1 protein-coding gene is annotated in these 1,913 nt (G+C 74.4%); it reads right to left on the reverse strand.

Annotated elements, in window-relative coordinates; translation table 11 throughout:
• Positions 1-117: 117 nt before the first annotated feature.
• The coding region (locus tag AC2W7J_RS17850; protein ID WP_485984077.1) for a 3'-5' exonuclease at positions 118-1,913 on the reverse strand (1,796 nt) is incomplete at its 5' end.

A 1,913-nucleotide genomic window follows, 5' to 3' on the forward strand; every position in this document is an offset into this window, starting at 1 on the left:
CGAGCCGGCTCGCGACGTGGACGTCCGCAGCCTCGATGACGCCTGCGGCATTGAGCTCGGCGAGCTCGCCGGTGGCGGTGCGGGCGACGCGGCGGTCGTAGCGGTCGAGCACCTCGGTCATCGGTCCACCCCTTCATTCGTGGCCGCGCCCGCGCCCACGCCCGCGGGCCGACGCCCGTCGAGCAGGTCGGAGACACCTTCGATCAGCCCGACCGGTGGCGCCCACGAGAAGACCCCGGTCGGGTGCCCGTCGACGAGCGGTGTCCGCTCCCCGGCCATGCCTCGCAGGTAGAGGTAGAGCACGCCGCCCAGGTGCCGGTGCGGGTCGTAGCCCGGCTGCCGCCACCTCAGGAAGCGGTGCAGCACGACCCCGTAGAGGATCGCCTGGAGCGGATAGCTCGAGTGCGTCATCGCCTCGCGCAGCGCCGTCGGGTCGTAGTGGGCCGTCGTCAGCGGGGTGTCGACAGGCCCGAGCCAGTTGGTCTTGTAGTCGACGACGAGGTGCCGCTCGCCGATGCGCAGGACGATGTCGACGGAGCCGGTGAGGTAGCCGCGCAGCGCCTGGCCGCCGAGCACGGGGTCGTCGAGCACGTCGGCGAAGGGCAGCACCGGGTCGTCTGCCGGCAGGTGCTCGCGCATGAGGGCGGCGAGGTCACCGAGCACGGCGCCGTCGTCGCTGGGCGGCGGGGCGTCGTCCCCACCGCCGAGCGGCAGCTCGAAGTCCATCTCGCACAGTCGGTCCCGCGCTCCGACGTCACGCAGCCGGGTGCCGGGAGCCAGCGGCCCGAGCGGGGTCTCGATGACCTCGACGAGTGCCGCGGCGAGGGCGTCGCGGTCGAGGTCGGGCACCGGCCAGGCGATGATCTGCTCCTCGATGTGCGCCCGCAGCTCGCCGAGCAGGTCCTCCGCCTGCGCGTCGGCCTCCTCGAGCACCGCGTGGACGAGCGAGCCGAAGCCCGCTCCGACGGGCAGCTCCGCCATGGGCGAAGGGAGATGACCCTCGCCTCCCGCAGCCCCTGCCGCGTCGGGCCCGCCTGCCACGTCGGCCCCACCGGCCACGACGAGGTCAGCGGGACCCCCTTCGTCCTGACGGTCGGTGACCTCCGGCTCGCTGGCCACGAGCTCCTCGGCACTGGCCCGGGGGACCTCGTCGAGGGGGCGGGTGAGCGCGGTGTAGGAGGTGCGCCGCCAGGCGTCGTCGACGGTGCGGGTGAAGTCGCGGACCGACAGGTCGGTCACCGGCTGCGGCTGCGACATCGTCACGGGGGTGGGCTGGTCGACGTACTCGACCCGCAGCGCGCCCCGCCGCTCCCAGTCGGCGAGGCGGTCCTGCAGGGTCTCGTCGCCGGGCACCGGGTGCTTCGGCGGGACCTCGGCCTGCCCCTGGGTGCGCCCGAGGAGGACGCGGTGCAGCGGCGACGGGCCGGTGCTCTGCGCCGAGGGGAACCACCACGTGACGACCTGGCTCTGCGCGCGGGTGAGCGCGACGTAGAGCAGCCGCAGCGACTCGCCGCTCTCCTCCGCCGCGGCTCGGGCGAGGCGGTCGGAGCGGCCGTCGTCGGAGGTGATGCCGATGTCGAGCGCCCGGGTGCGATCGGCGCGATGGAAGTGCAGCACGTCGGGCCGTGGCAGCCACCGGTCGCACACGAAGGGGAGCATGACGACGGGGTACTGCAGGCCCTTGCTCGCGTGGATCGTCGCGAGGTGGACCGCGTCGGCGTCGCTGTCGAGGCGACGGGCGCGCTCCTCCTTGCGGCTGGCGGCCATGCGCTCGCGCAGCCAGGCGGTGAGCGAGGCGAGGCCGTCGCCCTCGGTGACGACCCGCTGGTGGAGGGTCTCGCCGATGTGCCGCAGGTCGGTGAGCAGGCGCTCGCCGTCGGTGCGGCCGAGGACGCGGGCGTCGAGCCGACGGT

Source organism: Janibacter sp. CFPM2_SD2 (assembly GCF_057364645.1).